The organism is Microbacterium radiodurans, from assembly GCF_008710705.1.
GTDB lineage: Bacteria > Actinomycetota > Actinomycetes > Actinomycetales > Microbacteriaceae > Microbacterium > Microbacterium radiodurans.
On the sequence record NZ_VYRZ01000002.1, the window covers coordinates 95,206 to 118,734 of the forward strand.

General features: G+C 70.9%; 23 protein-coding genes and 1 tRNA gene. 17 read left to right on the top strand and 7 right to left on the bottom strand.

What is annotated here, in order from left to right; genetic code table 11:
* Positions 1-230: 230 nt before the first annotated feature.
* A complete protein-coding gene (locus tag F6B42_RS06225; RefSeq protein ID WP_150418783.1) occupies positions 231-2,903 on the bottom strand; it encodes a phosphoenolpyruvate carboxylase in 2,673 nt (890 codons plus the stop codon).
* A 128-nt stretch (positions 2,904-3,031) separates the two neighbouring features.
* On the opposite strand from F6B42_RS06225, the gene F6B42_RS06230 reads away from it, so the two are divergent.
* From F6B42_RS06230 to ilvA, 14 genes are all read left to right on the top strand, one after another.
* Complete coding sequence (locus F6B42_RS06230; RefSeq protein WP_150418784.1) at positions 3,032-3,688, top strand: MazG family protein; 657 nt, start codon at positions 3,032-3,034, stop codon at positions 3,686-3,688.
* 31 nt (positions 3,689-3,719) lie between these two features.
* Positions 3,720-4,979 (top strand): histidine--tRNA ligase, encoded by a 1,260-nt coding sequence (hisS, locus tag F6B42_RS06235; RefSeq protein ID WP_223878435.1) that lies wholly within the window; start codon positions 3,720-3,722, stop codon positions 4,977-4,979.
* Between the two features lie 49 nt (positions 4,980-5,028).
* Complete coding sequence (locus F6B42_RS06240; protein WP_150418786.1) at positions 5,029-5,289, top strand: hypothetical protein; 261 nt, start codon at positions 5,029-5,031, stop codon at positions 5,287-5,289.
* On the top strand, positions 5,286-5,858 hold the full coding sequence (locus F6B42_RS06245; RefSeq protein WP_150418787.1) for a hypothetical protein: 573 nt from the start codon (positions 5,286-5,288) through the stop codon (positions 5,856-5,858). Before F6B42_RS06240 ends, F6B42_RS06245 begins: the two co-directional genes overlap by 4 nt.
* Before the next feature lie 70 nt (positions 5,859-5,928).
* A complete protein-coding gene (locus tag F6B42_RS15115; protein WP_317983615.1) occupies positions 5,929-7,512 on the top strand; it encodes a GDSL-type esterase/lipase family protein in 1,584 nt (527 codons plus the stop codon).
* A 59-nt stretch (positions 7,513-7,571) separates the two neighbouring features.
* Entirely contained in the window at positions 7,572-8,852 is a 1,281-nt protein-coding gene (gene eno, locus F6B42_RS06260; RefSeq protein ID WP_150418788.1) for a phosphopyruvate hydratase, read from the top strand.
* Positions 8,853-8,883: 31 nt separating this feature from the next.
* Complete coding sequence (locus F6B42_RS06265) at positions 8,884-9,384, top strand: septum formation initiator family protein (RefSeq protein WP_223878388.1); 501 nt, start codon at positions 8,884-8,886, stop codon at positions 9,382-9,384.
* A gap of 100 nt (positions 9,385-9,484) precedes the next feature.
* Positions 9,485-9,952 (top strand): DUF501 domain-containing protein, encoded by a 468-nt coding sequence (locus F6B42_RS06270; RefSeq protein WP_150419534.1) that lies wholly within the window; start codon positions 9,485-9,487, stop codon positions 9,950-9,952.
* Complete coding sequence (locus F6B42_RS06275) at positions 9,949-11,205, top strand: S8 family serine peptidase (RefSeq protein ID WP_150418789.1); 1,257 nt, start codon at positions 9,949-9,951, stop codon at positions 11,203-11,205. Before F6B42_RS06270 ends, F6B42_RS06275 begins: the two co-directional genes overlap by 4 nt.
* A gap of 43 nt (positions 11,206-11,248) precedes the next feature.
* Positions 11,249-12,688: an NAD(P)/FAD-dependent oxidoreductase gene (locus tag F6B42_RS06280; RefSeq protein WP_150418790.1), complete on the top strand. Its 1,440-nt coding sequence runs from the start codon at positions 11,249-11,251 to the stop codon at positions 12,686-12,688.
* A 79-nt stretch (positions 12,689-12,767) separates the two neighbouring features.
* Positions 12,768-12,840, top strand: a tRNA-Leu gene (locus tag F6B42_RS06285).
* A 117-nt stretch (positions 12,841-12,957) separates the two neighbouring features.
* Entirely contained in the window at positions 12,958-13,524 is a 567-nt protein-coding gene (locus F6B42_RS06290; RefSeq protein ID WP_150418791.1) for a LemA family protein, read from the top strand.
* 37 nt (positions 13,525-13,561) lie between these two features.
* Complete coding sequence (locus F6B42_RS06295; protein ID WP_150418792.1) at positions 13,562-14,743, top strand: AI-2E family transporter; 1,182 nt, start codon at positions 13,562-13,564, stop codon at positions 14,741-14,743.
* Positions 14,740-15,966: a threonine ammonia-lyase gene (gene ilvA / locus F6B42_RS06300; RefSeq protein WP_150418793.1), complete on the top strand. Its 1,227-nt coding sequence runs from the start codon at positions 14,740-14,742 to the stop codon at positions 15,964-15,966. The genes F6B42_RS06295 and ilvA overlap by 4 nt, the downstream gene beginning before the upstream one ends.
* 16 nt (positions 15,967-15,982) lie before the next feature.
* Here ilvA and greA read toward each other — a convergent pair whose 3' ends face one another.
* Complete coding sequence (gene greA, locus F6B42_RS06305; protein WP_150418794.1) at positions 15,983-16,474, bottom strand: transcription elongation factor GreA; 492 nt, start codon at positions 16,472-16,474, stop codon at positions 15,983-15,985.
* An 84-nt stretch (positions 16,475-16,558) separates the two neighbouring features.
* A complete protein-coding gene (locus tag F6B42_RS06310; RefSeq protein ID WP_150418795.1) occupies positions 16,559-16,966 on the bottom strand; it encodes a DUF4307 domain-containing protein in 408 nt (135 codons plus the stop codon).
* A gap of 80 nt (positions 16,967-17,046) precedes the next feature.
* Here F6B42_RS06310 and F6B42_RS06315 point away from each other — a divergent pair, with 80 nt between their 5' ends.
* Entirely contained in the window at positions 17,047-17,319 is a 273-nt protein-coding gene (locus tag F6B42_RS06315) for a hypothetical protein (RefSeq protein WP_150418796.1), read from the top strand.
* A gap of 18 nt (positions 17,320-17,337) precedes the next feature.
* On the opposite strand, the gene trhA is transcribed toward F6B42_RS06315, so the two are convergent.
* Positions 17,338-18,030, bottom strand: coding sequence for a PAQR family membrane homeostasis protein TrhA (gene trhA, locus F6B42_RS06320; RefSeq protein WP_150419535.1), 693 nt, complete (start codon positions 18,028-18,030; stop codon positions 17,338-17,340).
* Between the two features lie 96 nt (positions 18,031-18,126).
* Between trhA and F6B42_RS06325 the strand changes: the two genes are divergently transcribed.
* A complete protein-coding gene (locus tag F6B42_RS06325; protein WP_150418797.1) occupies positions 18,127-18,903 on the top strand; it encodes an isoprenyl transferase in 777 nt (258 codons plus the stop codon).
* 224 nt (positions 18,904-19,127) lie between these two features.
* Positions 19,128-20,447: a PhoH family protein gene (locus F6B42_RS06330; RefSeq protein ID WP_150419536.1), complete on the top strand. Its 1,320-nt coding sequence runs from the start codon at positions 19,128-19,130 to the stop codon at positions 20,445-20,447.
* Between the two features lie 33 nt (positions 20,448-20,480).
* Here F6B42_RS06330 and F6B42_RS06335 read toward each other — a convergent pair whose 3' ends face one another.
* From F6B42_RS06335 to F6B42_RS06345, 3 genes are read right to left on the bottom strand one after another with little or no spacing between them, the layout of a single operon-like run.
* Positions 20,481-21,134 (bottom strand): response regulator transcription factor, encoded by a 654-nt coding sequence (locus tag F6B42_RS06335; RefSeq protein ID WP_150418798.1) that lies wholly within the window; start codon positions 21,132-21,134, stop codon positions 20,481-20,483.
* Entirely contained in the window at positions 21,131-22,105 is a 975-nt protein-coding gene (locus F6B42_RS06340; RefSeq protein WP_150418799.1) for a sensor histidine kinase, read from the bottom strand. Before F6B42_RS06340 ends, F6B42_RS06335 begins: the two co-directional genes overlap by 4 nt.
* Positions 22,106-22,115: 10 nt before the next feature.
* Complete coding sequence (locus F6B42_RS06345) at positions 22,116-23,510, bottom strand: class II fumarate hydratase (RefSeq protein ID WP_150418800.1); 1,395 nt, start codon at positions 23,508-23,510, stop codon at positions 22,116-22,118.
* Between the last annotated feature and the right edge of the window lie 19 nt (positions 23,511-23,529).

Consider the following 23,529-nt stretch of genomic DNA (forward strand, 5'->3'; position numbering starts at 1 on the left):
CGTCGGAGCAGCAGACACGGGTTACCACCCTATGCGAGGCCGGCGCGCCCGGGAGCGTCCCGTCTCCGGCGCACGCCCGGACTCGTCGCCTGCTGCGGTCACCGGGAGTCCCATCAAGCAGAAAGCGACGACTCCGTCGACACGCACCATGCGGACTCGTCGCCTTCTGCGGTCACCTTGGGCCCTATGAAGCAGAATGCGACGACTCCGTCGACGCGTGAAGCGGGGGATCAGCCCGTGTTCTGCAGCCCGGCCGCGACCCCGTTGACGCTGAGGAGCAGCAGGCGCTGCCACTCGGGGGGCGTCTCGGCGCCGGCATCGCCGGAGCGGAGGGCGCGCAGAGCGCGGAGCTGGAGCAGCGACAGTGCGTCGACGTAGGGGCTGCGCATCTTGACCGCACGCTGCAGCACCGGCTTGTTGGCGAGCAGTCCGTCGCCGCCGGCGATGCGGATGACCCAGTCGCGGGTGAGGAGCATCTCGTCGAGCACGAGCTCGGCGAGCTCGTCGCGATCCCCGAGAGCAAGGTAGCGCCGCGCCATACGCGGGTCGGCCTTCGCGAGGCTCATCGCGACGTTGTCGATGACCGTCCGCAGCAGCGGCCACTGCTCGTACGCTTCGCGCAGCAGCGCCTCGTCGCCGACGGCCTCGAGTGCGGTGCCGAGACCGAACCATCCGGCCAGGTTGATGCGGGCCTGCGTCCAGGCGAACACCCAGGGGATGGCGCGGAGGTCTTCGAGCGATTCCACCGAGAGGCCGCGGCGTGCCGGCCGCGAGCCGAGCGCGAGCAGTCCGATCTCCTCCATGGGGGTGACCGTGGCGAACCAGGGAGCGAAGCCGGGTGCCTTGACCAGCGCGAAGAACCGCTCGCGGGAGGCGGTGTCCATCGTCGCCGCGATGTCGGCGTAACGCTCCGCGGCGCGACTGTTGCGTTCCTCGATCGAGGGCGCCGAGGCCAGCAGGATGGCCGCGGCCACCTGGTCGATGTGGCGGAGGGCGATGTCCGGGTCGCCATAGCGGGCGAAGATGACCTCGCCCTGCTCGGTGAGCTTGAAGCGCCCGTCGACGGAGTGCGGCGGCTGCGCGAGGATCGCCGAGTTGGCCGGTCCGCCGCCGCGGCCGAGGGCGCCGCCGCGGCCGTGGAAGAGCGTGAGCTCGATGCGCTCGGCCTGTGCCCACGCGGCGATCTTCGCCTGCGCCTCGTACAGGGCCAGGTTCGCGGCGACCGGGCCGACGTCCTTCGACGAGTCCGAGTACCCGAGCATGACCTCGAGCCGGCGCCCGGTGGCCTCGAGGCGCGCGGCGAAGGCGGGATGCTCGACGATCTCGGCCAGGATACCCGGGGCCGCCTGCAGGTCGGCGAAGGTCTCGAACAGCGGGATGACGTCGAGCACCGGGGGCGTGCCCTCGGGACCGACCGCGTGGCGCGCGAGGGCGTGGACGTTCTGCAGGTCGGTCGCCGACTGCGTGAACGAGACGATGTAGCGGCCGGCGGCGCGCGGGCCGAACCGCTTCTGCACCTGGGCGATCGTGCGGAAGACCTCGAGCACCTCGGTCGCGAGCTCGCTGCGCTCCCCGCCGGCCTCGCACTCCGCGAGGACCGTGCGGTGGACGGCGGAGTGCTGACGGACCTCGAGCTCGGCGAGGTGGAATCCGAAGGTCTCGACGCTCCAGATGAGCTGCTGCAGCGCTCCGAAGGCCTGACGGGCGGCTCCGGCGAGTCGGAGGGACTCCTGCACCGTGCGCAGGTCCGCGAGGAGCTCCTGCGGGTCGGTGTACGCGAGGTCGGCGTCACGCAGCCGCGTCGCCCGGATGCGGCGGCCGAGCAGCATCATGACGCGCTTGTGGTGCTCGCCGGGGGCGCGCTTGACGGCGTTCGTCGCGCCGTCGTCGTCGGAGGCGGCGAGCCGGTCCCACAGGGCCAGGAGCGCGGGGCTCGCGGGGGTCGTCTCTCCCGACATCGTGAGGCCGCGGCCGACGCGGTCGGCGCTGCGCTCGAGGCCGAGCAGGACGTGCTCGGCGGCGATACCCGCCGCCTTCTTCGTGACCGAGGCGGTGACGAACGGGTTGCCGTCGCGGTCGCCGCCCACCCAGGTGCCCAGGCGGACGAAGGGCGCGACCACGGGCGGGGTGCTGCCGGCGGCATCCCCCTGGAGGGCGTCGTCGAGGCGGCGGTACACGAGCGGAATGGTCGTGTACAGCGTGTCGTCGAAGACGGACATCACCGCGCGGACCTCGTCGGTGGGCGTGGGCTTCTCGGCCCGCAGCGGCGAGGTGCGCCACAGCGTGTCGATCTCCTCCAGCATGCGGCGGCGCGCACGACGGTGCTCGGCGCCGCCCGCCGAGGAGTTCTCGAGGGTGTCGAGGAGCGTGACGAGGCGGCGGATGCTCTCCGACACCGCGCGGCGACGGGCTTCGGTCGGGTGGGCGGTGAAGACGGGGTGGAAGCGCATGTCGCGCAGACGACGGCGGGCCTCGTCCTCACCGATCTCGGAGGAGAGCCGAGCGAACGCCGCGGGGATCGAATCGCCCGCGCTGTCCTGGTCGGAGATGCCGGCGCGCTCGCGCAGCAGGCGCACGCGCTGGTGCTCCTCGGCCAGGTTCACGAGGTGGAAGTAGACGGTGAAGGCGCGGGCGACCTCGTCGGCTCGGGCGACGCTGAAGGACTCCGCGATGGCCGCGGCCCGCTCGAACGCCTCGGGCGATTCGTCGGTGTAGGCCTGGATCGTCGCGCCGCGCAGCCGCTCGACGTCCTCGAACAGCCCCGCCGAGCCGCTCTCGCGGAGCACCTGGCCGAGCATCGAGCCGAGCATCCGGACGTCCGAGCGCATCGCCTCGGGAATCTCCTGCTCGGCCTCGTAGCGTCCGACGATGTCGATGGCTTCGGTTCGGGTCATCTCGCGCACACGTCCAAATTACTGGCATCGGGGCGATGCTCCCGACACGGCCGTCATACGCCGTCCCGGTGCGGGCGCCTCGGGCGACCGGGGTGCCTCGCGAGCTAGCCTGAGGGATCCCGCCGGAAGGACACGCCATGACCGACCCGCTCCGCCAGGCCGCCGAGACGATGCGCGCCGTGCGCGACCGCTGCGTCTGGTCGGCCGCCATCACCCACGACGACCTCGTGCCGTATCTCGAGGAGGAGGCCGCCGAGGTGATCGAGGCGGTCGAGACCGGCACCTCGGCCGACCTGCGCGAGGAGCTCGGCGATCTGCTCTGGCAGGTGCTCTTCCACGCCGAGATCGCGTCGCGCGGCGCCGCGGAGCCGTTCGACATCGACGACGTCGCGCGCGGGCTGACCGAGAAGATGGTGCGACGGCATCCGCACGTCTTCGCGGGCGAGACCGCCGAGACGCCCGAGCAGGTCCTCGTGCTGTGGAACGCGGCGAAGGCCGCCGAGAAGCGGGAGCGCCGAAGCGTGCTCGATGGGGTCCCCGAGCGGATGCCGGGACTCGCCCGCGCGCAGAAGGTGCTGGGCCGTGCCGAACGCGTCGGCGTCGCCGGTCCGGCCGCTCCCGTCGCGCCGCGGTCCGTCCCGACATCGGAGGACGAGCTCGGGGACGCGCTTCTCGCGCTCGTGGCGGGTGCGCGGGTGCACGGCCTCGACGCCGAACGGGCGCTCCGCGGTGCGCTCCGCCGTGTCGAGGCGGAGGTGCGCCGGACGGAGGGGTTCGGCGACCTGGAAGGATAGGGCGGTGCCCACCGTGAACCCGCCGCGCGGCATGCGCGACTTCCTGCCCGCTGACAAATCCCGCCGCGAGCGCGTCCTCGCCGTCATCCGCGACCGCTACCGCGGTCACGGCTTCGACGAGATCGAGACACCCGTCATGGAGGAGTACGGGCGGCTGCACGCCGGCATCGGCGGCGACAACGAGAAGCTCGCCTACAACGTCCTCGCCCGGGGCCTCGACGCCGAGACGATCCGCGCCGCCGCCGACGACCCGGCCGCGTTGACCGACCTGGGTCTGCGCTACGACCTCACGGTGCCGCTCGCGCGCTTCTACGCCTCGCACCGCGCCGCGCTGCCGTCGGTCTTCCGCGCGATCCAGATCGCCCCGGTGTGGCGGGCCGAGCGGCCTCAGAAGGGTCGCTACCGCCAATTCGTGCAGTGCGACATCGACATCATCGGCGACGCGACGGCCCGCGCCGAGGCCGAGCTGATCGTCGCGAGTCTCGACGCGCTCGACGCGCTGGGCCTCGAGGGCGGAACCGTGCGCGTGAACGACCGGCGGGTGCTCGACGGGATGCTCGCGGCCTTCGGTTTCGGGGAGGCTGAGCGCCCCGGCATCCTCATCACGATCGACAAGCTCGACAAGGTCGGTGTCGACGGGGTCGTCGCGGAGCTCCGCGAGCGCGGCGCGGACGAGTCCGCCGTGGCCGGGTTCGAGCGCTTCCTGCGCCTGCCCGCGCCGGACGCAGCCGCCTTCGGTGCCGACCACATCCGAGCGCGGCTGCCCGAGGGCGTCTCAGCCGAGGTCATCGATCACCTCGTGGGCATCGGCGAGGCCGTGCGTGCGGCGCGTCCGGCGGCGGGCGAGATTCCGCTGGTCTTCGACCCGTTCCTGGTGCGGGGGATGGGGTACTACACCGGGACCATCTTCGAGCTCGCCCACACGTCGGTGTCGTACTCCCTCGGCGGCGGTGGCCGTTACGACGGCATGATCGGCCGATTCCTCGGCACGGACGTGCCGGCGGTAGGCTTCTCGCTCGGCTTCGAGAGGCTGGTGGACCTCCTCGGCGTGGCCGACGCCGGGCAGCAGCCCGCGGTGGTGCTGGTGCACGACCGGGACGTGCCGCTGGGCGAGCTGCTCGCGGCGAAGGCGCACGTGGTCGCCACGGGGGCGCGTGTGCGCCTCGAGCAGCGCCCGAAGAACGTCAAGGCGATGCTCGAGCGGGCGGCCGCCGACGGCTACACCTCGTTCGTGTCGCTCCGCGCCGGCGACGACATCGCCGCCCTGGAGCCGCGATCGCTCGACGCCTGACGTCAAGAGCCTCTTGACGCGGCAAGGGTTGTCAATCCAAGATTGACAGATGACTCGCACGCAGCCGCCGTCGCAACCGATCGCCCGCATCCGCTTCGTCGCGCTGTCCGCCGCGGTCGTCGGTGCCGTGCTGGTGCTGACGGCGCTCGTCCTCGATTGGGCGGGGTTCTGGGGTGGCTTCGCGCTGGGGTCCGGCATCGCCATGGTCGTCGTCGCGGCCTATCTGCTGGGTCTCGTCACCGGCATGCGGCGGGGGGCCGCGACGCCCGCGTGGCGGCCCGCGAGCGCACCCTCGGAATCCGCTGCGTGAGCACCGACGATCCGGACGTCCTGGCCGAATCCATCGGCCGGGCCGTGCTCGCCGCCGCGCGCGTTCCGCAGTCCGCGGACTCGATCGGGGCGCCCCTCGACGTCGACGCACACCTCCGCCTCGTCGCGGCCAGCAGTCGGGCCGAGGCGGACGTGCGGATGCTGCTTCACCGCTCGATCACCGCGGCGCGGGCCGGGGGAGCGAGCTGGGCCCGGATCGGGTCGGAGCTCGGCATGTCCCGCCAGGCGGCGCAGCAGCGTTTCGGCGCCGAGCCGGGAAGCGCCGATGTCTCGGCCGCGCCCCCGGGAGAGGAACGCTGGCTCGGCCCCGTGACCGCCTTCGACGAACTGCCCGAGCTCGACGCGGCGGGGCGCCAGGGGTGGCACACGGTCGGGGTGGGGATGCTCGCGCACCGGATGCTGCGCACCGGTACGCAGTGGGAGCATCGACGCATCCTGTGGCGCGTGTCGCTGGAGAGCGTGCGGGCCGAGGGGTGGGAGATCGGCTGCCGGGCGTTCCCCTGGGTCTACCTCGTGCGCGACCTGGGCGTCGCCGCCGAGCCCGCCTGACGCGGGAACGTTATCCCGTCGGTGGTTCGAGCGTCGGCATCCGTTCACCGGCGCGTGCTGTCCTGGCGCCATGACATCCCCTGCCGGACGGATGGCGGCCGCCCTCGGCGGCGCGGCGCTCTCGCTCGGAGCCGTGGCCGTGGCATCGCGCAGGGTGCTCGGTCGCCAGGCGGCGATCGCGCGCGATCGCATCGGCAAGCCGCTGGGCGAGTCCGCTCTCGACGCCGATCGGCTCTGGCGCGGATCGCTCGCGGGGGAGCCGGTGCGACTCGTGATGCTCGGCGACTCGCTGGCCGCGGGGCTCGGCGCCGCGCGGCGGAAGGACACCCTCGGCGCGCGACTGGCGAAGGGGTTGGCGCTGCGCGCGCACCGACCCGTGCGTCTTCGGACCGGCGCGGTCGTCGGTGCGGAGTCGGCGACGCTCATGGCGCAGATCGACGCGCTCGGCGACGACGCCCGTGCCGATGTCGCCGTCATCGTCGTCGGGGGCAACGATGTGACCCACCGCGTTCCCGCCGGCCAGGCGGCGCGCAGCCTCGCGCGAGCCGTCGCGCGTCTGCGCGCCGACGGATGCGCGGTCGTCGTCGGCACGTGCCCCGACCTCGGCGCCCTCCGGCCCGTTCCGGAGCCGCTTCGGAGCTTCGCGTCGCGCGCGTCGCGCTCGCTCGCGGCGGCGCAGGAGTCCGCAGCTCGCGCCGCCGGGGCGCGTGTGGTCTCCCTGCGTCGCACCGTGGGCCCGGTCTTCGTCGACGAGCCCGACCGGATGTTCAGCCTCGACCGGTTCCACCCGAGCGCACTCGGATATCGGCGCACCGCGGACGCCCTGCTGCCGGCGGTCGTCGCCGCTCTCGCCGAGGTCGCCGCCGATCGGATGCTGGCGCCCGCGAGCGCGGTGCGATTGGCTGGGGTGATGGCCGATCCCACACCCGCCGACTGGCGCCGTACCGATGCCTACCTCTCCGAGACGCTGCTCGAACGCGACGACGCCCTCGAGCGCGCGGTCGCCGATCAGGAGGCCGCGGGACTGCCCGCGATCGAGGTTTCGCGCCTGAGCGCCAAGCTCCTCCAGCTGCTCATCCGCATCGGCCGCGTCGAGCGCGTGCTCGAGATCGGGACGCTCGGCGGCTTTTCGGCGATCGCGATGGCGCGGGCCCTCCCCGATGGCGGGCGACTCGTCTCGATCGAAGCCGAAACGCTCAACGCCGAGATCGCCCGTCGGAGCATCGCGCGCGCGGGGCTCGATGACCGGGTCTCGGTGATCGTCGGTCGTGCCGCCGACGTGCTGCCCACCGTCGACGGGCCGTTCGATCTGATCTTCATCGACGCCGACAAGGAGTCGAACACCGTCTACCTCGACCACGCCGCCCGCCTGGGCCGACCGGGCGCGATCGTCGTCGTCGACAACGTCGTCCGTGCCGGTCGGGTCGCCGACCCGGCCACCGAGGACGAGCAGGTCGCCGGCGTCCGCCGTGGACTCGAGATGCTCGCGCGCGACCCGCGGTTCGACGCGACCGCGCTGCAGACGCTCGACGCGAAGGGCTGGGACGGCATCGCCCTGGCCGTGCTCGCCGGTTCGGACGAGGCGACCGCGCGCGTCGTGGCCGATCCGACTCCGGAAGACACCGACCCGGGCGCGCGGGCCTCAGGTCACTAGACTCGAATCCGGACCGACGACGTTCCGAGACTCACCCTCCACAAGCAAGGAGTACCCCTGTGGCACTGATCGAGGCTGTAGGCGCACGCGAGATCCTGGATTCGCGTGGCAACCCGACCGTCGAGGTGGAGGTGCTGCTCGACGACGGCATCGTCCAGCGGGCGGCCGTTCCCTCCGGCGCATCCACCGGCGCCTTCGAGGCGTACGAGCTGCGCGACGGCGACAAGAGCCGGTACAACGGCAAGGGCGTGCGGAAGGCCGTCGACGCCGTCATCGACGAGCTCGGCCCGGCGATCGAGGGTGTCGACGCCAGCGAGCAGCGCATCATCGACGAGATCCTGATCGAGACCGACGGCACCGAGAACAAGTCGCGCACCGGTGCGAACGCGATCCTCGGCGTGTCGCTGGCCGTCGCGAAGGCCGCGGCCGACTCGGCCGATCTGCCGCTGTTCCGCTACCTCGGCGGTCCCAACGCGCACGTTCTGCCCGTTCCGCTGTTCAATGTGATCAACGGCGGCGAGCACGCCGACAACGGCATCGACATGCAGGAGTTCTTCCTGGCGCCCATCGGCGCCGAGAGCTTCAGCGAGTCGCTCCGCTGGGGCACCGAGGTGTACCACGTTCTCCGCAGCGAGCTGAAGGCGGCCGGTTACGCGACGGGCCTCGGCGACGAGGGCGGCTTCGCGCCCGATCTGCCCAGCAACCGCGAGGGCCTCGAGTTCCTCGTCACGGCGATCGAGAAGGCCGGCTTCACGCCCGGCTCCGAGATCGCCCTCGGTCTCGACGTCGCCGCGACGGAGTTCTTCAGCGACGGCGTCTACCGCCTCGACAACAAGGACTGGAACGCCGAGCAGCTGACCGACTACTACGTGCAGCTCGTGAACGACTTCCCGATCGTCACGATCGAGGACGCTCTCGCCGAGGACGACTGGGAGAACTGGACCGCCCTCACCGAGAAGCTCGGCGACAAGGTGCAGCTCGTCGGCGACGACCTGTTCGTCACCAACCCCGCGCGTCTGGCCGACGGCATCCGCCGCAAAGCCGCGAACTCGCTGCTGGTGAAGGTGAACCAGATCGGAACCCTGTCCGAGACGCTCGACGCGATCTCGGTCGCGCACCGCGCCGGGTACACCACCATGCTCTCGCACCGCTCGGGCGAGACCGAGGACACGACGATCGCCGACCTGTCGGTCGCCGTGAACGCCGGTCAGATCAAGAGCGGCGCGCCCGCTCGGTCCGAGCGTGTGGCGAAGTACAATCAGCTTCTGCGCATCGAGGAGGAGCTGGGCGACGCGGCGGAGTTCATCGGCCGCGCAGCGTTCCCGCGATTCCAGGGCTGATCTGCGCCGAAACGTAACGAGAGGGGGAGCCGTGGTCAAGACGACGGCTCCCTCTCCGCGTTCCTCGGCGCAACGGCGTGCGTCGCCGGCGCCGGCCGGGCGGCGCGTCGACGTACGAGACTGGCTCGGCGGCATCCGCCTGTCGGGATTCGCCTTCATCATGCTGGGGCTCGTCGCGCTCGCCGCCCTCGTGCTCGTCCCGTCGGTCGGCACGTACCTCGACCAGCGCGCTCAGATCGCGGCGCTCCAGGAGTCGGTCCGGGTCGGTCAGGACGAGGTCGAGGCGCTGCAGGCCGAGCGTCAGCAGTGGACCGATCCGGCGTTCATCACGACGCAGGCCCGGGAACGGCTCTACTACGTCCGTCCCGGCGAAGTCGTCTACCTGATCGACGACGACCTGCCCGAGTCGGCGATCCCCGAGACGGCGGGCACCGTGTCGGAGGACGTCGAGCGCACGTCGACCGACTGGATGTCGCAGTTCGTCCGCTCCGTGGTCTCGGCGGGCGACGCGCGGACCGCCGTCGCCCCGTGACCCCTCCGCCGGCCCCAGCAGCCCGTCAGGCTCGGAACGGTAGCCTGAGAGCGTGACTGCCGCCACTCTGACGCCCGCGACCGACGTCGACCTCGTGGTCATGCGCGAGCAGCTCGGGCGACCGATGCGCGGCGTCGTCGGCATCGCCGCGCGATGCGTGTGCGGCAACCCGACCGTCGTCGCCACCGAGCCGCGGCTGCCCGACGGCAGTCCGTTCCCGACGTTCTACTACCTGACCCACCCGGGAGCAACGGCAGCGATGTCGGAGCTCGAGGCGACGCACGTCATGAAGGAGATCGAGGCTCTTCTCGAGGACGAGGACATCGCCGCGGGCTACCGCGAGGCGCACGAGCGCTACCTCGCCGATCGCGCCGCGTACGGCGAACCCGGCGAGATCGCCGGCATCTCCGCCGGTGGAATGCCGACGCGCGTGAAGTGCCTCCACGCCGTGGCCGCGCACGCGCTCGCGGCCGGCCCAGGGGTGAATCCGATCGGCGACGTCGCTCTCGAGCGGTCGTCGTGGTCGCCGGCGCGGTGCGTCTGCGTGACACCCGGAGCAGGCGGATGAGGTCTCGGCTCGCGCGGCTCGCGGTCGTCGCGATCGTCATCGCTCTGACGACGGCGGGCGCGACCGTTCCACCGCCAGACCCCGCGCGGGCAGCCGAATACTGGCTCGACGATTACGGCATCCGGTCGGCCTGGGAGACCACGCGCGGCGCCGGCACGACGATCGCCGTCATCGACACCGGCATCGCCCAGGGCCCCGCCGAGTTCAGCGGGGCGGTGAAGGCCGGCGCCGACTTCTCGGGGGTCGGGAGCGCGGACGGGCGCACTCCGGTCGGCGGCGACGCCGACAAGAACCACGGCACCTGGGTCGGGTCGCTCGCGGCGAGTCGCGGCACCGGTCCCGACGCGGGGATGATCGGCGTCGCCCCCGAGGCGCAGCTGCTCTCGCTCTCGATCGGTTTCGGCGAGAACTCCGCCATCCCGTTCACGACGCAGGTCGCCGAGGCGATGGTGTGGGCGGTCGATCAGGGTGCCGACGTCATCAACCTCTCGTTCACGACCAACCTGCTCGAGTGGGATCCGTCGTGGGACGACGCCTTCATGTACGCCTACGACCACGACGTCGTCGTGGTCGTCGCCGCGGGGAACCGGGGCACCGGCACCGACCGCGTCGGCGCGCCGGCGACGATCCCCGGCGTCCTGACCGTGGGCGGGGTCGACCGCACCGGAACCGCCAGCCAGGAGGCCTCGACGCAGGGCATCACGATCGGCATCTCGGCCCCGAGCGAGGAGCTGCTCGGCGTCTCGCCCGACGGACGGATCGTCGTCTGGGATGGAACGAGCGGCGCGGCACCCATCGTCGCGGGCGTCGCCGCGCTCGTGCGCTCCGCCCATCCGGGGATGGATGCCGCGAACGTCATCAACCGCATCATCCGCACGGCTCGGCCGGTGCCCGGCGTCAGCAGCACACCCGACCCGCTGTACGGATACGGCCTGCTGGATGCCGGTGCCGCGGTCACCGCGAACGTCCCGGCCGTCTCGGCGAACCCGATGGGCGACCTGGCCGAGTGGATCCGCATCTACCGTCGCGCCGAGCAGGAGCCGGCGCCGGTCCCCAGCGCGACACCCGTGGTGCTGCCGGAGCTCCCCGCCGCCGACGCGCGGTCGGATCCGGGACCTCCGCTGCTCCCGACCGTCGACACGCTCGTCTACGGGACCGTCCCGCTCCTGGGATTCTCGCTGGCCGCTATACTGGTGGCGCTCGGCGTCACCGCTGCTGTCCGGCGCATCCGATCGGCCCGCGCGTCGCGCTAGTCGAGCCCCTGATCAAGGAGTTAATCCGAACGTGTCCACTTCCGTGCCCAGAATTCTCGTCGTCGGTGGAGGGTATGCGGGCTTCTACACCGCGTGGAAGCTCGAGAAGCACCTCCGTAAGGGCGAGGCCGAGGTGACGATCGTCGACCCGTTGCCGTACATGACCTACCAGCCCTTCCTCCCCGAGGTCGCCGCCGGTCAGATCGAGGGTCGCCACGTCGTCGTGGGCCTGCGCCGCCACCTGAAGCGCACGAACGTCGTCGTGGCGAAGGTCACGAAGATCGACCACGCGAACAAGGTCGCGACCATCACGCCCGCCGACGGCGAGCCGTGGGAGCACCACTACGACCAGATCGTGGTGACGGCCGGCGCGGTCTCGCGCACCTTCCCGATCCCGGGCATCGCCGACAACGCGATCGGCCTGAAGACGGTCGAGGAGGCGATGGCGATCCGCGACCGCATCCTCACGAACTTCGACCGTGCGGCCAACCTGCCCGCCGGTCCCGAGCGCGACCGCCTGCTCACCGTCGTCGTCGTCGGCGGCGGGTTCGCGGGCATCGAGGTGTTCGCCGAACTCCGTGCGATGGCGTCCGCTCTCCTGAAGGACTACCCGCAGCTCCGCTTCGAGGACACGCACTTCCACCTCATCGAGGCGATGGGCCGCATCATGCCCGAGGTCTCGCTCGAGACCAGCCAGTGGGTGCTCAAGAGCCTCGCGAAGAGGGGCGCCAACGTGCACCTCGACACGCAGGTCCAGGGCGCCGAGGGCGGGAACGTCGCGCTGTCGACGGGCGAGGTCATCCCGACCGACCTGATCATCTGGACCGCGGGCGTCATGGCGAACCCGACGGTCGTCCGCGGCGGAGACCTGCCGGTGGAGGAGCGCGGTCGTATCCGCACCCGCGCCGACCTGCGCGTGGGCACGCCCGAGGAATTCGTCGAGGGTGCCTGGGCAGCCGGTGACGTCTCGGCCGTCCCGGACCTCACGGGCGGCGGCGTGGGCGGGTACTGCGTGCCCAACGCCCAGCACGCGGTGCGTCAGGCGAAGCTCCTCGCGAAGAACCTCGTTGCGGTGCTGCGGGGCGAGTCGCCTCGCGAGTACTACCACAAGAACCTCGGCGCGGTGGCCGGTCTCGGACTCGGCAGCGGCGTCTTCCAGTCCGGCAAGATCGCCATCAAGGGATTCCTCGCCTGGGTGGCGCACCGCGGCTACCACGGTCTCGCGATGCCGTCGTGGGAGCGCAAGTGGCGCGTCGTGGGCGACTGGTGGATGAACTTCTGGCTCGGACGCGACAACGTCTCGATGGAGGCGACGCTCACGCCGCGGGCCACCTTCGAGGAGTTCGCCGCGCGTCCGCGGCCGTCGAAGCCCGAAGAGGCGAACCCCCAGCCGGCGATCGACCCGAAGAGCGTGGCCAAGGACGAGGGTGCGCAGGCCGTCGCTCCCGCCGAGAAGGACAACAAGGTCTCGGCGAACAGCTGACCACTGCGTGCACGAGGACGCCCCCGCACTCTTCCGGTGCGGGGGCGTCCTCGTGCGCGGCGGTAACGTGGGACTCTGGGCCCCCGTAGCCCAATGGCAGAGGCAGGCGACTTAAAATCGCTTCAGTCTGGGTTCGAGTCCCAGCGGGGGCACTCGTATCGGGCCGTCATCACCCGCCGCTGCCCGGGTAAGGCCTGCGTATCCGTGACCGCACCCAGGTTCGTCCGTGCGGCTTGTTTAGGATGGTCGATGGAATAGAGGGGGCTTCTATGGATTGGCTGATCCCGGTCATCGCCGTCGTCGTCGTTGCGGCGGCCGTGGGCATCTACCTGTGGGCGACGTACAACTCGCTCGTGGCGCTGAACGTCCGCGTCGACGAGGCGTGGAGCGACATCACCGTCCAGCTCAAGCGTCGAGCCGATCTACTGCCGAATCTCATCGACACGGTGCGAGGCTACGCCGCCCACGAGAAGGCCGTCTTCGAGAATGTCACCCGCGCTCGGGCCGAGACGCTTTCGGCGAACGGTCCGGCCGAAGCCGGCATCGCGGAAGGGCACGTGCAGCAGGCCCTGAAGTCGCTCTTCGCGGTGGCCGAGGGCTACCCCCAGCTCCAGGCGAGCCAGAACTTCCTCCAGCTCCAGCAGGCGATCGTCGACACGGAGGACAAGATCCAGGCGTCGCGACGCTTCTACAACGGCGGCGTGCGGGAGCTGAACACGAAGATCAAGGTCTTCCCGAACAACCTTTTCGCGCGAAGCCTCGGTTTCACCGAGCGGGAGTTCTTCGAGGTCGAAGGCGGCACCGCCATCGCCGAGCCTCCGCGCGTCCAATTCTGAGAACGGACCGCCGTTCCGTGAGTTCTAGACTGGCCCGATGAGCGACGAGAAACCAGGGCGGTCGTTCTTCGACGCCCTGCGCATCCGCACGGTCGCGTCCGAAACCTCGACGAGCGTGCCGCGCGGGCTGCGGCTCGCCACGGCATACGCGTGGCGCTTCCTCGTCGTGGCGGCCGCGGTGGGGGTCGCGATCTGGATCGTCATCCAGTTGAAGCTCCTCGTCATCCCGCTTCTCATCGCCATCCTCATCGCCGCACTCCTCTGGCCGGGCTTCACCTGGCTGCTCGCGCACCGCGTGCCGCGCTGGGCCGCGATCGTCATCAGCGTCCTGGCGACGATCGCCGTGATCACCGGGCTCCTCTGGCTCGCGATCTGGCAGATCAGCCAGCAGTGGGCGTCCGTCCAGGGGAGGACGGTCGAGGCGGTGCGGCAGCTGCGTCAGTACCTCATCGACGGGCCGCTCCACCTGACCTCCGAGCAGATCGACGGGCTCCTCCGGCAGGGCTGGGAGTTCCTCGAGCAGCAGGCGTCTCTCCTGTGGACCGGCGCGCTCGCGATCGGCTCGACCGTCGGCCACGTCGCGACCGGTGCGCTGCTCGTGCTGTTCATCCTGCTCTGCATCCTCGCCGACGGCGGGGGCATCTGGCGCTGGGTGACGCGACTGTTCCCGCGCGCCGCCCGACCCGCGGTCGACGGCGCCGGGCGCACCGGCTGGCGCACGGTCGTGACCTACGCGCGGACGCAGCTCCTCGTCGCCACGATCGACGCGACCGGTATCGGTCTCGGCGCGCTCCTGCTCGGCGTGCCCCTCGCGGCTCCGATCGCCGTGCTCGTCTTCCTCGGCGCGTTCATCCCGTTCGTCGGGGCCGTGGTCACCGGCGCTCTGGCCGTCTTCCTGGCGCTCGTCTACAACGGCCCGTGGATCGCTCTGTGGATGCTCGTGATCGTCCTCGGCGTGCAGCAGCTGGAGGGGCACATCCTCCAACCGCTCCTCATGGGATCGGCGGTCAAGGTCCACCCGCTCGCCGTGGTCATCGTCGTCGCCGGCGGCGCCATGATCGCCGGCATCCCCGGTGCGCTGTTCGCCGTGCCGCTCGCCGCGTTCGTCAACGTCGTCGTGCTCTACGTCTCCCGCCGCTCCTGGGAGACCGGTGTCGGGCTGAGGCCCGGCGAGGCGATCTGGAGCACCGTTCCCCGAGACAGGAGCACGCGAACGTGACGGGACCTACCCTCGCCGAGCTGGCAGATGCCGCGGCCGTTCTCGAGGGTGTCGCGACGCGCACCCCGATGGAGTACTCCGAGCACCTCTCGGACGTCCTCGGCGTGCCCGTGCATCTCAAGCTCGAGAACCTCCAGCGCACCGGCTCGTTCAAGATCCGCGGCGCCACCTACCGTCTGTCGCGGCTGACCGCCGAGGAGCGCTCACGCGGCGTCGTGGCGGCCTCCGCCGGCAATCACGCGCAGGGCGTCGCCCTCGCGGCCCAGAAACTCGGCATCTCGGCCACCATCTTCATGCCCCTCGGGGTGCCGGTGCCCAAGCTCCTCGCGACCCGCGGCTACGGGGCCGACGTCATCCTCGAGGGCGCGACGGTCGAGACGCCCCTGCGCCTGGCGGCGGAGTTCGCCGAGCGCACGGGTGCCGTGCTGATCCATCCGTTCGATCACGCCGATGTCATCACCGGGCAGGGCACGCTCGGTCTCGAGGTCTACGACCAGATACCCGACATCGAGACGATGCTCGTCGGGATCGGGGGCGGCGGGCTCGTCGCGGGAGCCGCAGCCGCCGTCAAGGCGCGCGCGGCCGCCGCGGGGCGGACCGTGCGGGTGATCGGGGTCCAGGCCGAGAATTCGGCTGCCTATCCGGCCTCCCTCGCGGCGGGGGAGCCTGTCGCGGTCGCGACCACGCCGACCATCGCCGACGGCATCGCCGTGGCGCGACCGGGCGATGCGCCGTTCGCCGTGATCCGCGAGCTCGTGGACGAGGTCGTGACGGTGACCGACGACGACATCGCCCGCGCCCTGCTCGTGCTCCTCGAGCGTGCGAAGCAGGTCGTCGAGCCGGCCGGCGCCGTCGGAGTCGCGGCGATTCTGGCGGGCAAGGTGCGGGCGAGCGGGCCCACCGTCGCGATCCTCTCGGGAGGCAACATCGACCCGCTGCTGCTGCAGCGCGTCGTCGCGCACGGGCTCGCGGCATCCGGTCGCTACATGACCCTGCAGATCCCGCTGCCCGACCGTCCGGGACAGCTCGCGCGCGTGTCGGAGCTGCTGTCGGCCGCCGGCGCCAACGTGACCGAGGTGCTGCACACCCGGCACGGGCAGGGGCTCCAGATCAGCGAGGTCGTGCTTCAGCTGAGCGTCGAGACGCGAGGTGTCGAGCACGGCGCGCAGGTGATCGCGCTGCTCGAAGAGGCGGGGTTCGCGCCGACGGTCGTCCGGGACTGACCGCCGGCGCGAGGGGTCACTGCCCCGAGTAGGTCTCGACCTTGACGATCTCGACGGGGATGTCGCGTCCGTTCGGCGCGGTGTACGAGGTCTTGTCGCCTTCCTTCAGGCCGAGGATCGCTGCGCCGAGGGGAGAGGCTTCGCTGTAGACGTCGAGCTCGGAGCCCGAAGCGATCTCGCGGCTGCCGAGGAGGAAGACCTCGTCGCCGCCGGCGACGACGGCCGTCACGACCGTGCCCGACAGCACTGTTCCGTCCGACTCGGGTGCTTCGCCGACGGTGGCGTCCTTCAGCAGCTGCTGCAGCGTGCGGATGCGCGCCTCCTGCTTGCCCTGCTCGTCCTTCGCGGCGTGGTACCCGCCGTTCTCCTTGAGGTCGCCCTCCTCGCGCGCCGCTTCGATGCGCTTCGCGATCTCCTCACGTCCCGTGGTCGACAGGTGCTCCAGCTCCGCGACGAGGCGGTCGTAGGCGTCCTGGGTGAGGAAGGTGACGGGGGCGTCGTTCGACATGCTGTCTCCTTGAACTGATGGCGGCCCCCCGGCCGCCTATGTCGAACGCCCCGGCAGCAGCCGGGGCGCGAGAGAACTGCCAGACTACGGGATCCAGCAGGACGCGACCAAACCGACGGTCGCCTCCGCGGTCGTGGGGATCGACTCCGTGAAGCTGCGGGTGAGTTCGTCGTTCGCGGGGTACTCGACGATGCGCCATCCGACGACGCCGTGCTCGGTGTCCTGCGCCTCGAGCGCGCAGGCGACGTCCTGGCCGCGCGCGCCGCCGACCGTGAACGAGACGGTGGCGTGGTGGCCGTCGTCGTCGATGCTGAACCCGGTCGCATCGGCGTCGACGGATGCCCCCGCGCCCGCGAGCGCCGTCCAGGTGACGAGGGCCGCGATCGCCGTGCCGACGATGGCGCTTCCGATGATCGCGCCTCGTCGCGAGGCGCCCCCGCGACGTCGCCCGTACCGCTCGTCGAGCTTGTCTTGGACGGACTGCACGGACATGGCGACGGTCTCCGGAAGGTGCGGGGCGGATTAGGCTGGTAGCTCCAGGCTAAGCGCTCCGGGCGCGGATCGAGGAATCAATGCACTCCCTACTGTGGCTCACGTCGGCGGCGACTCCGATCCCCGAGATCACGGTCAATCCGACGTCCGTCACACCCGGGCCCTGGGGCTTCGCCGCGATCGCACTGCTGGCGGTCGCCGTCGTGCTGCTCCTTCTCGATATGCTGCGGCGCGTCCGGCGCGGCCGCTACCGCTCCGAGATCCGCGAGCAGCTGGACGCCGAGGAGGCGGATGCCGCCGGCGCCGACGGGCGCGACGTCGATCGCCCGGACGGCGGCAGCGTCCCGCGCTGAGGCGGCCGGCGACCCCGGTCAGCCGCCGTGGTAGGCCGGGTCGAGGGCGATGAGCAGGCTCGCGGTCCAGTGGCACAGGAAGGCGAGCACCGTGCAGACGTGGAAGATCTCGTGGAAGCCGAAATGGCCCGGCCACGGGTTCGGTCGCTTGAGGGCGTAGACGACCGCGCCGCCCGAGTAGAGCAGGCCGCCGACGATGACGAGGATCATCATGGCGGCGTTCGCCTCGAACAGCGGCACGATGTACATGACCGCAGCCCAGCCCAGGGCGAGGTAGAGCGCGACGTACAGCCAGCGGGGCGCATTGATCCAGAACACGCGGAAGACGATGCCGGCGATCGCTCCGCCCCACACCAGCGACAGCAGCAGGACCGTCTGGTCGGTCGGGAGCGCCAGGACGGCCAGCGGCGTGTAGGTGCCGGCGATGAGGAGCAGGATGTTCGCGTGATCGATCCGCTTCAGGATCGCCTTCGTGCGCGGTTTCCAGTCGAACCGGTGGTAGAGGGCCGAGTTGCCGAAGAGCAGGAGCGACGTCGCCATGAAGACGGCGCTGGCCCACTTGGCCGGTGTGCCCTCCGCGAGGACGATCAGCACGACGCCGGCGGCGATCGCGACGGGGAAGGTGGCCGCGTGGATCCAGCCGCGCCACGACGGACGGAGCTCGACCTGCGCGCTCACCGCTGCGGCGTCCAGGAGCGGAAGCTGCGGCATCTCGGCGCCGTCGTCGACAGAGGGTCGTGTCACACAACGAGCGTACGCTCTCGTGCATGCCGCGGGTCACATGAGAGCTGGGGGTAGCGTAGGCCTGTGGGTTCGAATCAGGGGCGGGGCCCCCTCTACCGCCTGTACGCGTCGCGGCTGCGTCGTCACCTGACCCCCGAGACCGTCCCGCACCACGTCGCGATGATGATCGACGGCAACCGGCGCTGGGCGCGCCTGGCCGGCTACCCCACGCCCGCGGAGGGGCACCGAGCCGGAGCCGCGAAGATGCACGAGTTCCTGCGCTGGTGCGATGAGCTCGGCATCCAGGTGGTCTCGCTCTACCTGCTCTCGCACGACAACCTCGCCAAACGGGACTCGGGCGAGCTCGCCGACCTCATCGAGATCATCGCAGAGCTCGCCGAAGAGCTCTCGAAAGAGCCCGGCTGGCGCGTCCAGCACGTCGGCCGAGCCGCCCAGCTGCCCCCCGATCTCGCGCGAGTCCTCAGCACAGCGCAGGACCGCACGCGCGACAACCCGGGCCTGCACGTCAACCTCGCGGTCGGCTACGGCGGCCGCGGCGAGATCGTCGACGCGGTGCGCAGCATCATCACGGCGCACCACGAGCGCGGCGGGTCGATGGAGGAGCTGGCCGAGAGCCTGACGCCCGAGCAGATCGGCGAGCACCTCTACACCGTCGGTCAGGCCGACCCCGACCTCGTGATCCGCACTTCCGGCGAGCAGCGACTGAGCGACTTCCTGCTCTGGCAGTCGGCGCACAGTGAGTTCTACTTCGTCGAGGCGCTGGGACCCGACCTCCGCGAGGTCGACTTCCTGCGTGCGATCCGCGACTACGGTTCGCGCCACCGCCGCTTCGGCGGCTGAGCGCGCCTCACCGACCGTTCATCAGCCCGCAACATATCCGGGCGTGTCGCGTGCCGCGGGCGACGCGTGACGGTCGTACTGTCATCGCAACGGGCACGGTGCCCGTTCGGGTCGGCCGATCACGATCCGTGACCCAACGGTCGACTCGTGAAGATCCGGGTGACACACCCGGGGGCGGGGAGTGGGTTGTGGCCGCACGAATCACCGACAGTCAGCGTCGTGTCATGCACCGGGATGCGGGGGCGTCCGATCAGGACCTGCGCACCTACGTCCTCGACACCTCTGTTCTGCTGAGCGACCCGCGGGCGATGTTCCGTTTCGCGGAGCACTCCGTCGTCATCCCGGTCGTGGTGGTGACCGAGCTCGAGGGCAAGCGGCACGACCCCGAGATCGGCTACTTCGCACGGCAGGCGCTCCGCCACCTCGACGATCTCCGCGTCGAGCACGGGCGACTCGACTTCCCGGTCGAGGTCGGCGAGGGCGGGACGCTCCGCGTCGAGCTCACGAACACCGATCCCTCCGTGCTCCCGGCGGGGATGCGGCTGGGCGACAACGACACCCGCATCCTGGCGGTCGCGATGCACCTCGCACAGGAGGGGCAGCCGGTCACGGTCGTGTCGAAGGACCTCCCGATGCGGGTGAAGGCGGCGTCGCTCGGCATCACCGCCGAGGAGTACCTCGCCGAGCAGGCCGTCGACTCCGGCTGGACCGGCACCACCTCTCTCGCGCTCTCGGGCGACGAGATGAGCGATCTGTACGAGACCGAGGTCGGCACCAGCGAGCAGCTGCGCGGCGTGCCGGTCAACACCGGCCTCGTCATCCACTCCGAGCGGGGCTCGGCGCTCGGACGCGCTACCGGCGGAGAGGGGTTCCGGCTCGTCCGCGGCGATCGCGACGTCTTCGGTCTGCACGGCCGTTCGGCCGAACAGCGCATCGCGATCGACCTGCTCCTCGACCCGGAGGTCGGGATCGTCTCGCTCGGCGGACGGGCCGGCACCGGCAAGTCGGCGCTCGCCCTGTGCGCGGCGCTCGAATCGGTGCTCGAGCGCCAGCAGCAGAAGAAGATCATCGTCTTCCGGCCGCTGTTCGCCGTGGGCGGTCAGGAGCTCGGGTACCTTCCGGGCGACGCTCAGGAGAAGATGAACCCCTGGGGCCAGGCCATCTTCGACACGCTGGGATCGGTCGTCTCGGGCAACGTCGTCGAGGAGGTCATCGCGCGCGGCATCCTCGAGGTGCTGCCGCTCACGCACATCCGCGGACGCTCTCTGCACGACGCCTTCGTGATCGTCGACGAGGCGCAGTCGCTCGAGCGGAACGTTCTCCTGACGGTCCTCAGCCGGATCGGGCAGAACTCGCGCGTCGTGCTCACCCACGACGTGGGTCAGCGCGACAACCTCCGGGTCGGGCGGCACGACGGCGTCGCCTCGGTCATCGAGACGCTGAAGGGCCACGGACTTTTCGGACACGTGACCCTGACGCGCTCGGAGCGTTCCGCGATCGCCGCTCTCGTGACCGACCTGCTGGAGGCCGGCGAGCTCAGCTGACGTCCGAGTCCTTCTGGCGTGCGGGGCGGGGGCTCACTCCCAGCGGTAGCCCTCGCCCCGGACCGTTACTATTCGCGCAGCGCCGACCTTCCCGCGGAGGTACCGGACGTACACGTCGACGACGTTCGACCCGGGATCGAAGTCGAGCTCCCAGACCCGCTTGAGGAGAACCTCTCGGCTCAGCACCTCGCCGGGGTGACGCAGGAACTGCTCCGCGAGGGCGAACTCGCGCGCCGAGAGGTCCACGTCGCGCCCGTTCACCGTCGCCCGGCGTGCCAGCATGTCGAGACTCACCCCGCCTCGGCTCAGCTGAGTGGTGGGCCCCGGGCTCTCGCGCAGACGCGATCTCACGCGAGCCATCAGCTCCGCCACCACGAACGGCTTCGGCACATAGTCGCTCGCACCGCCGTCGAGGGCGTCCACGGTGTCCTGCGTCGCCGTGCGGGCGGTCAGCATGACGACGGGGACCAGCGAGCCGGAGCGACGGATGCGGTGGAGCACCTCGAACCCGTCGATCCCCGGGAGCCCGACGTCGAGGAGCACGAGGTCGATGTCGCCATCGGCGAGCGTCTCGAGCGCGCTCTCGCCGTCCTCGCACGCGACGGGCTCGAGCCCTTCGGCGCGCAGTGCGCGTTCGAGGAGCGTGATGATGTGGGGTTCGTCGTCGACGAGGAGTACCCGCGTCATCCGATCTCCTTTCGCTGCGTCACAACGTCATCGGCTCGGACCGGCGCCGGCAGGCGCGCGGTCGAGCGGAGCGGTATCTCGATCGTGAAGGTGGCCCCGCCACCCGGCGTGTCCGACACGGTGCACCGGCCGCCGTGCCCCTTCGCGATCGCGTCCACGATCGCGAGGCCGAGGCCCGACCCGCCCGCCGAGCGACGCCGTCCGCCGCGGTCGAAACGGCGGAAGATCCGGTGGCGAGATGCCGGCGGGATGCCGGGTCCGTGGTCCCGGACCCAGAGCTGGGCGGCCCCCGCGTAGAGGCTGCTGCCGAGCTCGATCGCCGTGCCCTGGGGGGTGTGCTTCGCGGCGTTGTCGGCCAGCTGCAGCCACGCCTGCAGGAGGCGATCGCGGTCTCCCGGGATGAGCGTCTGCTCGGCGGGCTCGACCGCCCATTCGTGGCCCGGAATCATCGTCACGAGATCGGCGATCCGCTGCGTCAGGGCGTCGAGGTCCACGTCGTCGGTGAGGAATCGGTCGCCCTCCACCGACGCGAGCAGATCGATGTCGCCGATCAGGCGCGTCATCCGATCGAGTTCGGACGTGCTGATCTCGCGTACCGTCGCCACGTCGTCGGGGTCGGCGGCATCCATCAGTTCGAGATGTCCGCGGACGATCGCGATCGGGGTCTTGAGCTCGTGGCGCACATCGTCGAGGAGGCGCCGCTGAGCCTCGATCGCCACGTCGGAGGCGTCCTGAGCCGGCGTCGGCTGATCGGCGGGCGCGAGCAGATGCCACCCGGCGAGCCAGACCGTGACCACCGTCGCGAGCGCCGTCAGTGCGAAGACGGCGACAGCGGCCCAGGGGAGCTCGCCGTCGACCAGCACGAAGACGAGCAGGGCGCCGATCGCGGCGACGACGAATCCGGCGCACACGATCGCGAGGAGGATTCCCAACGATCGCGTGCGCCGGATCTCTGTCCGCGACGGATTCACCCTCCGATTATCAACCCGGGTGGGTCATCGAGAGGAGATCGAGCTTCTCGTCGAGCTGCGCCTCGGTCAGCTCGCCCCGCTCGATGTACCCGAGATCGATGACGGCGTCACGCACCGTGATGCCCTGCGCTACGGCGTGCTTGGCGATCTTGGCGGCGGCTTCGTAGCCGATCAGTTTGTTCAGCGGCGTGACGATCGAGGGGGACATGCCGGCGAAGGCGGCGGCCCGCTCGACGTTCGCCTCGAGACCGTCGATGGTCTTGTCGGCGAGGACGCGGACCGCGTTGGAGAGCAGACGGATGGACTCGAGCAGGGCCGTCCCCATCACCGGGATGGCGACGTTGAGCTCGAACGCCCCGGACGCGCCGGCCCAGGCGACCGTCGCATCGTTGCCGATGACGCGCGCCGAGACCATGAGCACGGCTTCGGGGACCACGGGGTTCACTTTGCCGGGCATGATCGACGAACCGGGCTGCAGATCGGGGATGTGCAGTTCGCCGAGACCGGTGTTCGGACCCGAGCCCATCCAGCGGATGTCGTTGTTGATCTTCGTCAGCGAGACGGCGATGGTGCGGAGGGCGCCGGATGCCTCCACGAGCGCGTCGCGGTTGGCCTGCGCCTCGAAGTGGTCCTTCGCCTCGGTGATGGGCAGCTCGGTCTCGGCCGCGAGGAGCTCGATGACCTTCTGCGGGAAGCCGACGGGCGTGTTGATGCCGGTGCCGACCGCCGTGCCGCCGAGCGGGACCTCGCCGACCCGAGGGAGGACCGACTGCACCCGCTCGATGCCCAGGCGGATCTGGCGCGCGTAGCCGCCGAACTCCTGTCCGAGAGTCACCGGGGTCGCGTCCATGAGGTGCGTGCGACCCGACTTCACGACGCTCCGCCATGCGTCCGCCTTCGTCTCCAGGGAGACGGCCAGGTGGTCGAGCGCGGGGATGAGGTCGTCGATGAGCGCCTGCGTCACCGCGATGTGCACCGAGGTCGGGAAGACGTCGTTCGAGGACTGCGACGCGTTGACGTGGTCGTTCGGATGGACGGCGGCCCCGAGCGAGCGCGTCGCGAGGGTCGCGAGCACTTCGTTCATGTTCATGTTCGACGAGGTGCCCGAACCGGTCTGATACGTGTCGACCGGGAAGTTCGCATCGTGGCGTCCCGTCACGACCTCGTCGGCGGCGGCCGCGATCGCGTCGGCGACGGCCGGGTCGAGCGTCCCGAGCGCCTTGTTGGCGAGCGCGGCGGCCTTCTTGATCCGCGCGAGGGCGGCGATCTGGCTCGATTCGAGACCCGAACCCGAGATCGGGAAGTTCTCGACCGCGCGCTGCGTCTGCGCGGCGTAGAGCGCGTCGCGCGGGACGCGCACCTCGCCCATGGTGTCGTGCTCGATGCGGTACTCGATCTCGGTCACGTCGTTGTTCCTTCTCTCG